The sequence below is a fragment of the Stenotrophomonas sp. LST15-1-1.1 genome (genome assembly GCF_040815575.1).
In the GTDB taxonomy this organism is placed as follows: Bacteria; Pseudomonadota; Gammaproteobacteria; order Xanthomonadales; family Xanthomonadaceae; genus Stenotrophomonas; species Stenotrophomonas lactitubi_B.
This window is the reverse complement of the sequence record NZ_JBFPNJ010000030.1, coordinates 418,714-425,672: the sequence shown is the minus strand read 5'-3', so window position 1 is coordinate 425,672 and position 6,959 is coordinate 418,714. Positions and strand designations below refer to the sequence as shown.

Genomic DNA, 6,959 nt, shown 5'->3' with positions numbered 1-6,959 from the left:
AATGATTCTGGCAACGTATCGCTTGCTTTAAAACAATTAATAGTTGCTTGATCAAACGTCTGCAAGATGGACAATCATCCTTCCTGCAGGCGCCTTCACAAGATACCTGCGCATACTTTCAAAGATCCGGGGAAGTGGCCTCAGCGCCGTTCCCGTGTGCTGCGAAGTTTCCTTCGTAGCGAGCCGCCCATTATAGCCGGCTTTTCCGCTTCGTCAACACCTTTTTTCAAGGCCGCCTCACCGAAGTGGACGTTGTTGCCGATGCTGCTTCGTCGTTGGACCCGAGGGCCTTTCGTCGTTGCGAGCCGCCTATTATGCCGGACTTTTCGAGTCCGTCAACACCTTCGTTCGATCATCTCGTCCGGCGGTGGTGGCGTCGCTGTTCGCGTTGGTGGCTTCCGAAGAAGTCGCCGTGCTGCAGCAAGGGAGCGAATTCTAGAGATCCTGCAGATTTCGATAAATTTTTTTTTCTTGAAGTTGACTTAAAACGGGGTGCGCGCTGTTTGGCGGGGGCTCATAGGTCCCTGGGGGTTTGCCGGGGGTTTGGGCGGCCAACGCCGCAGGCGCTATCAATACACCGATGCATAGCGAAGAGAAGAGCATGGATACGCAGAAACGACAGGGATGGTGGCGGGATCTCTCGATGCCGGCGATCGTCGCCGGCTTCATCACCGTGCTGGTCGGCTTCGCCAGTTCGGCGGTGATCGTGTTCCAGGCGGCGCAGGCCGTGGGTGCAGACCAGGCGCACATCGCCTCGTGGATGTGGGCCCTTGGGCTGGGCATGGGCGTGACCTGCATCGGCCTGTCACTGCGCTACCGCGTGCCGGTGGTCACCGCATGGTCGACGCCGGGTGCGGCGATGCTGGTCGTCGGTGCCGGTGGCGCGTCTCTGTCTGAAGCTACCGGTGCGTTCCTGCTGGCGGCGGTGCTGGGCATGCTCGCTGGCTTCTCCGGGGTGTTCGCCCGGTTGATGAAGCGCGTGCCCATGGCCTTGGCCGCGGGCATGCTGGCCGGTGTGCTGCTGCGCTTCGGCCTGGAGGTGTTCGTGGCAATGAACACCCAGCGCGTGCTGGCGTTGGCCATGTTCGCTACCTGGCTGCTGGGCCGCCGCCTGTTCCCTCGTTATGCGGTGATCGCCACCCTGCTGGTCGGCATCGCCATCGCCGCCAGCCAGGGTCTGCTGCATGCACAACAGGTGCAGCTGCAACTGGCGGTGCCGCAATGGGTCACTCCTTCGCTGTCGTGGACGGCGATGGTCGGCATCGCCCTGCCCCTGTTCGTGGTCACCATGGCCTCGCAGAACATCCCCGGTGTGGCGGTGATGCGCGCCTCCGGCTACGACGCACCGGTGTCGCCCGTGATCGGCTGGATCGGCGTGGTCAACACGCTGCTGGCACCCTTCGGCGCCTATGCACTGAACCTGGCGGCCATCACTGCGGCGATCTGCATGGGCCGTGATGCCCACGAGGATCCGGCACGGCGCTACACGGCGGCGATGGCGGCGGGTGCCTTCTATATTGTCATCGGCCTGTTCGGGGCCACCGTAGCGGCCCTGTTCGCTGCCTTCCCCAAGGAACTGGTGGCCTGCGTGGCCGGTATCGCCCTGTTCGGCACCATTGGCAACAGCCTGGCCAGTGCATTGGCAGTGGAGCGCGACCGTGAGGCCGCGCTGGTCACTTTCCTGGTGACCGCCTCGGGGATGACACTGGCCGGTATCGGTTCTGCGTTCTGGGGCCTGGTCGCCGGGACGCTCTGCCTGTGGGTTTTGCGACCGCGTTCGCCGGCTCAGTGATAGGTCTGCAGGAGACCCTGGATGATGTAACGGAGCGCGTAGATCAGGCCCAGGCAGACCACCACGGCCGAGGCCTTGGTGCCACCACGGCGAAGCAGCTCGGCGCGGATGCGGTTCGGCTGGCCGGCGTAGATCACCTGCACCCGTGCCAGCAGGCGGCTGCAATGGCGGAGATACAGGCTGTTGGCGAAGATGGCCAGCGCGATACGCGGGAGCAGCATGCCAAAGGCGATCTGCGGTACGCCGGCGTCAGCCAGCAGCATCAGCATCGGCAGCAGCGTGGTGACCAGATAGAAGCCGATGGCGGCCAGGTACATCCGGCGATGCACCATCCACAGCGTGCCGAACAGGAAGGCGGGCCAGTTCCAGCGGCGTGGGGGCTTCGGCAGCGCACTATCCACATGCCAGAAGCGACGGTAGGCGGCGGCGTTGGGACCGACCACCAGCGTCAGGTAATCGGCATCTTCCAGCGCGGTGTCTACATCGGCGTCAGCGCCGGGCGCCAGATAGGGGTTCCCGTTACCAGGCGAGGTCTGCGGATCGAGGGTGCTCATGCTGGCCATCCATGCCAAAGGGGGAGCCTGCTATAGCGGCGCGCTGGACAGGATCTGAAGCAGGACATGCCGCCCGCCCGCTGCCACGGTGACTACGTCGGGCCCGGCGTTGGCAGCTTCCAGGCAGACGTAGTCGCGCCAGCCGTCACCGACATCGGCCATCTTCGCGGCAGCGTCGGCGCCAGGGTTCCATGCCACCAGCGAGCGGCTGCCTTCGGTGCGGATGTCGATGCGGCGCTTCAGCACCGGGTCGCGCAGCACATAGTGCCCGCCGGCCTGGGTGTAGATGCGGTCGCTGCGGCCCGGATCGCGTGGATCGCGTAGCGACCAGGGGCCCTGCTGGCGACGCGGCTGGGCGTAGTTCTCGAACTTGTCGAGGTAGTCCAGGCCATCGACGCCGTCGACGTCGACCTTGCTGGCATCACCGACACGGAAGTAGTTGTGCAGCGCCTGGGTGATAGTGGCCGGGGCCTTGCCCGTGTTCTCGGTAACCAGCTGCTGGCGCAGTTCGCGGCCGACGCGCACCGTCATGCTCAGACGCAGGCCGAGGTTGTCCAATGCGGGCGGCGCCAGGGTCAGTTCGATGCTGCCATCGTCGAGGCGGCGCGACTGCTGCAGTTCCCAGGGCAGGGTGCGCACGAAGCCATGGGCCGGCACATCATCGCCCTGCCCCTGGCGGCCGAAGTACGGCCAGCACACCGGGCTGCCGCCGCGGATGGGCGTGGGCAGTGCCGCGCGCTTGGGCGAGAGCCACATCACATCGGGTTGGCCCTTGGGCACGAACGAGAGCAGTTGGCCGCCGAACACACTGATGGCGGCGGTGGCCTGCGGGGTTTCCACCAGCCAGGCATCAAGTCCCTGGAACTGGCCGCTGCTGACACCCTTTATCTGTTGCACGCTGGATCGACTCCGGATGGCCGGCGACTGCGCGGCACTGTAGTTGGTGGGAAGGCTGAAGCGGGTGGATGTGGCCGGAACCTTCGCCTGCGGTTCGCTCTGCAGCGCGCGCAGGATGCGCTGGCCGGCGCGACCATCGGCGTTGGCCCAACCGAGCCGGCGCTGTTCGACCTGGATGGCACGACGGCTGGCGGTACCGATCATGCCATCGGCGGCGCCGATGTCATGGCCGCGCGCCAGCAACAGCGTCTGCAGCTGGCGGCGCTCATCGCGGCCAAGGCCGGGATCATCGGTTGGCCAAGCGGTGGCCAGGCCGCTGCCGCCACGCAGGCGGTCGGCCAGGGTGGCGATGGCCAGGGCATAACTCTCGGCGGCGTTGTAGCTGTAGATCGCGTCGTAGTTGCGGAACACCAGCAGTGCCGGGCCTTTGTTACCGGCCGGCAGCAACAGCGCGGCGCGGGCATCGGCGGGCAGGCCGGCCGGCGCCAGCGCGCTGCCGTCCAGGCCGGTCACGCCCAGTGCGCGCCAGTCGGCCAGTGCCCGGCGCTGGGTGCGGCCGGCTTGGCTGGCGTTGAAACCAACGGGGACGCGGACTTCCATGCCCCAGGGTTCACCGGTCCGCCAGCCGGCGCGCTTCAGATAGTTGGCGGTGGACGCCAATGCATCGGGAATGCTGCCGACCAGATCGCGACGGCCATCGCCATCACCATCCACGGCAATGCGTGCGTAGGTGCTGGGCATGAACTGCGTGTGGCCGAAGGCGCCGGCCCAGGAGCCGGTCAGGCCCTGCGCCTGCAGGTCACCCTTGTCGATGAGCTTGACCAGCGCCAGCAGTTCGCCGCGGAAGAAGGGTTGCCGACGGCCGGCGCAGGACAGCGTGGCCAGCGACTGCAGCAGTGGGCGCTTGCCGAACACGCGGCCGTAGTCGCTCTCCACGCCCCAGACGGCGACGATGGTGACTGGATCGACGCCGTACTGCGCCGAGACACGCTGAAGCAGATCGCGGTGCTGCTGCAGCATGGCGCGACCGTCGTCCACGCGCTGTCGATCAACCAGCGCGGCCAGGTAGTCCCATATGGGCGTGGTGAACTCCGGCTGCGCGTCGAGCAGCGGCAGCACGCTGGGATCAGGCTGCAGTCCGGCGGTGATGGCCGTGAAACGGTCAGCGGCAATGCCCTGGGTGGCGGCAGTAGCCTGCAGGCCCGCCATGCAGCGGGCGAACGCGGGATCCGCGGTTGCCGGCGCTGCGGCCGCTGGCAAGGCAAGCGCGGCGGCCAGGCCGAGCGTGGTCAGAAAGGGCATGGCGTCCTCCGTGTTGCCGGTGCTGGAGCCATGGTAACGCGGAGGGCAGGCAAGGTTGGTCGAGACTGCCGGCCAGCGACCGGCACTACCGGTGGCTAGGGTGAGGGGCGCAGCAGGCGCAGGCCGTATGCAGGATGGTCAGCGTTCCAGTGCGCCACCACCTCCAGCCCTGCCTGCTGCAGCAGGTGGCCGAAGCTGGCGTCGGTGTACTTGTGGCTGTACTCCACGCGGATCGGTTCGCCCACGCTGAAGTGGAAGGTGCGGCCGTCGAGATGGACGTCCTGCTCGCGCTGGCTGACCAGGTCGGTTTCGATGCGCAGGCGCGCAGTGCTGTAACGGGCCTGGTGACGGAAGCCGTCTAGATCGAAGTCACTGCCGACCTCGCGGTTGAGACGCGCCAGCAGGTTCAGGGTGAAGGCGGCGGTGACACCGTCGGCATCGTTGTAGGCAGCCTCGATCAGTGCCGGGTCCTTGTGCAGATCGATGCCGACCAGGGCCAGGCCCTGCCGGCCCATCGTCTGGCGCATCGCGCGCAGCAGCGCGATCGCATCCTCATCGGCGAAGTTGCCCAGCGTGGAGCCCGGGAAGAACAGCAACCGGCGCGCGGCAGGCCGTTCCGGCGCAGGAACCTGCACCGGCCGGGTGAAGTCGGCGCACACCGGCAGCATTTCCACCTCCGGCAGCGCCGGTGCCAGGTGGTCGATGCTGGACAACAGCGCCGCGCGCGATATCTCGATGGGCGTGTAGGCCACCGGATCCTGCAGGGCGGCCAGCAGGCGGGCGGTCTTGCGGCCGCTGCCACTACCCAGTTCGACCACATGTACGCGCGGCCCCACCGCCTGCGCGATCTGCGGCAGTACCCGATCCAGCAGGGCCAGCTCGGTGCGTGTGGGGTAGTACTCGCGGGTGTGGGTGATCTGCTCGAACAAGCGCGAGCCGCGCGCGTCGTAGAAGTACTTGGACGGCAGCTGGCGCGAGGCGTGCGATAGACCCGCCACGGCATCGGCAAGAATCTGCTGGCGGCCGGGGGTAAGGTCGGTCAGCGCCTGCAGCGCATCCTGGACGGTACTCATGAAAGATCCCTTGCCAGGCGCAGGCCTGAGAACTGCCAACGCGCCGGTGGCATGAAGAAGTTGCGGTAGCTGGCGCGTACATGTCCGCGCGGGGTGGCACAGCTGCCACCGCGCAGTACCCACTGGCCACACATGAATTTGCCGTTGTATTCGCCGAGGTTGCCGGCGAAGGGACGGAAACCGGGGTAGGCGCCATAGGCGCTGCTGGTCCATTCCCACACGTCGCCGAACAGCTGGCGCAGTCCGTCGCCCTGCCCTGCCATCGGGTGCAGATGATCGTCATCGGCGAAGTGGCCTGCGACCGGCTGCGTGGCAGCGGCCGCCTCCCATTCGAATTCGGTGGGCAGGCGGGCGCCGGCCCAGCGTGCGCAGGCATCGGCTTCGTAGTAGCTGAGATGACAGACCGGTGCGTGCGGATCGAGCTCGCGCCAGCCACCCAGGGTGAACTCGCGCAGCAGGTCGTCATCCCAGTACAGCGGATGCTGCCACTGCTCGGCCTCGCGCAGCGCCCAGCCTTCGCTCAGCCACCAGCGCGGATCGCGGTAGCCGCCCGCGTCGATGAAGGCGCGGTACTCGGCGTTGCTGAGGGGGCGTTCGGCGATGGCATGCGCAGGAAGCAGCACGCGATGCACGGGCGATTCATTGTCATAAGCGAAGGCCGCGTGCTGCGGCCAAGCGGACGCACCGATGCTGACGATGCGTTCGCCCTGTTCGACCCAGCCCTGCGCGCTGTGGGCGCTGACGGCGACGGGCAGGTCATCGCGATACGGCGGCTGCAGCGGATTGCACCAGAAGGCGTGCTTGATGTCGGTGAGCAGCAGCTCCTGGTGCTGCTGTTCGTGGTGCAGCCCCAGCTGCAGGTGCTGCAGGGCATCGCTGCCCAGATCGCCATCGCGCAGTTGTGCCAGCACCTGTTCATCCACGTGTCGGCGGTAAGCGTGGACCTGCTGCAGCGAGGGCCGCGAGAGCAGACCGCGCTGTGGCCGCGCATGGGCGGGGCCGAGACTCTTGTAGTAACTGTTGAACAGATAGTCCCAGGCCGGATCCCACGGCGTGTAGCCGGGCCGGCTGGCGAGGACGAAGCGCTCGAAGAACCAGGTGGTGTGGGCCAGGTGCCATTTGGCCGGGCTGGCATCGGCCATGCTCTGCAGCAGGGCGTCTTCCGGGCTGAGGGGTGCGGCCAGCTGCACGCTGCGCCCCCGCACGTGGGCGAAGTGGCGGGCGAGGTCACGCTGCGGGGCAGCGACGGCGGCGGGTACGCTGTCCATGTGAGCAGCTTCGACCGCGGCCGGTGAGCGCGATGTCATGGCCCGGTGCCGTGATGTTCACATCAGCGCCCGC

Annotated in this window: 5 protein-coding genes; 1 reads left to right on the top strand and 4 read right to left on the bottom strand. The window is 67.0% G+C overall.

Annotation, left to right across the window (positions count from 1 at the left end; genetic code table 11):
* Nucleotides 1-601 precede the first annotated feature (601 nt).
* Nucleotides 602-1,792, top strand: coding sequence for a benzoate/H(+) symporter BenE family transporter (locus MRBLST15_RS16700; protein WP_265954337.1), 1,191 nt, complete (start codon nt 602-604; stop codon nt 1,790-1,792).
* On the opposite strand, the gene MRBLST15_RS16695 is transcribed toward MRBLST15_RS16700, so the two are convergent.
* The 4 genes from MRBLST15_RS16695 to egtB form a co-directional block, all read right to left on the bottom strand.
* Nucleotides 1,786-2,346 (bottom strand): DUF2628 domain-containing protein, encoded by a 561-nt coding sequence (locus tag MRBLST15_RS16695; RefSeq protein ID WP_265954339.1) that lies wholly within the window; start codon nt 2,344-2,346, stop codon nt 1,786-1,788. The two genes, MRBLST15_RS16700 and MRBLST15_RS16695, sit on opposite strands and share 7 nt — an antisense overlap.
* A gap of 30 nt (nt 2,347-2,376) precedes the next feature.
* The gene (locus MRBLST15_RS16690; protein WP_414716153.1) at nt 2,377-4,545 is read right to left on the bottom strand and encodes a lytic murein transglycosylase; all 2,169 of its coding nucleotides are present in this window, start codon (nt 4,543-4,545) and stop codon (nt 2,377-2,379) included.
* Between the two features lie 95 nt (nt 4,546-4,640).
* On the bottom strand, nt 4,641-5,618 hold the full coding sequence (egtD, locus tag MRBLST15_RS16685) for an L-histidine N(alpha)-methyltransferase (protein ID WP_089241992.1): 978 nt from the start codon (nt 5,616-5,618) through the stop codon (nt 4,641-4,643).
* Nucleotides 5,615-6,886 carry an ergothioneine biosynthesis protein EgtB gene (gene egtB, locus MRBLST15_RS16680; protein WP_367786858.1) on the bottom strand — a complete coding sequence of 424 codons (1,272 nt, stop codon included), beginning with the start codon at nt 6,884-6,886 and terminating at the stop codon, nt 5,615-5,617. The genes egtD and egtB overlap by 4 nt, the downstream gene beginning before the upstream one ends.
* Nucleotides 6,887-6,959 lie beyond the last annotated feature (73 nt).

Bases quoted from the DNA above. Each gene is read 5' to 3' on its own strand.
- MRBLST15_RS16700 (WP_265954337.1), top strand. From the start codon at position 602: ATGGATACGCAGAAACGACAGGGATGGTGGCGGGATCTCTCGATGCCG.
- MRBLST15_RS16695 (WP_265954339.1), bottom strand. From the start codon at position 2,346: ATGAGCACCCTCGATCCGCAGACCTCGCCTGGTAACGGGAACCCCTAT.
- MRBLST15_RS16690 (WP_414716153.1), bottom strand. From the start codon at position 4,545: ATGCCCTTTCTGACCACGCTCGGCCTGGCCGCCGCGCTTGCCTTGCCA.
- egtD (WP_089241992.1), bottom strand. From the start codon at position 5,618: ATGAGTACCGTCCAGGATGCGCTGCAGGCGCTGACCGACCTTACCCCC.
- egtB (WP_367786858.1), bottom strand. From the start codon at position 6,886: ATGGACAGCGTACCCGCCGCCGTCGCTGCCCCGCAGCGTGACCTCGCC.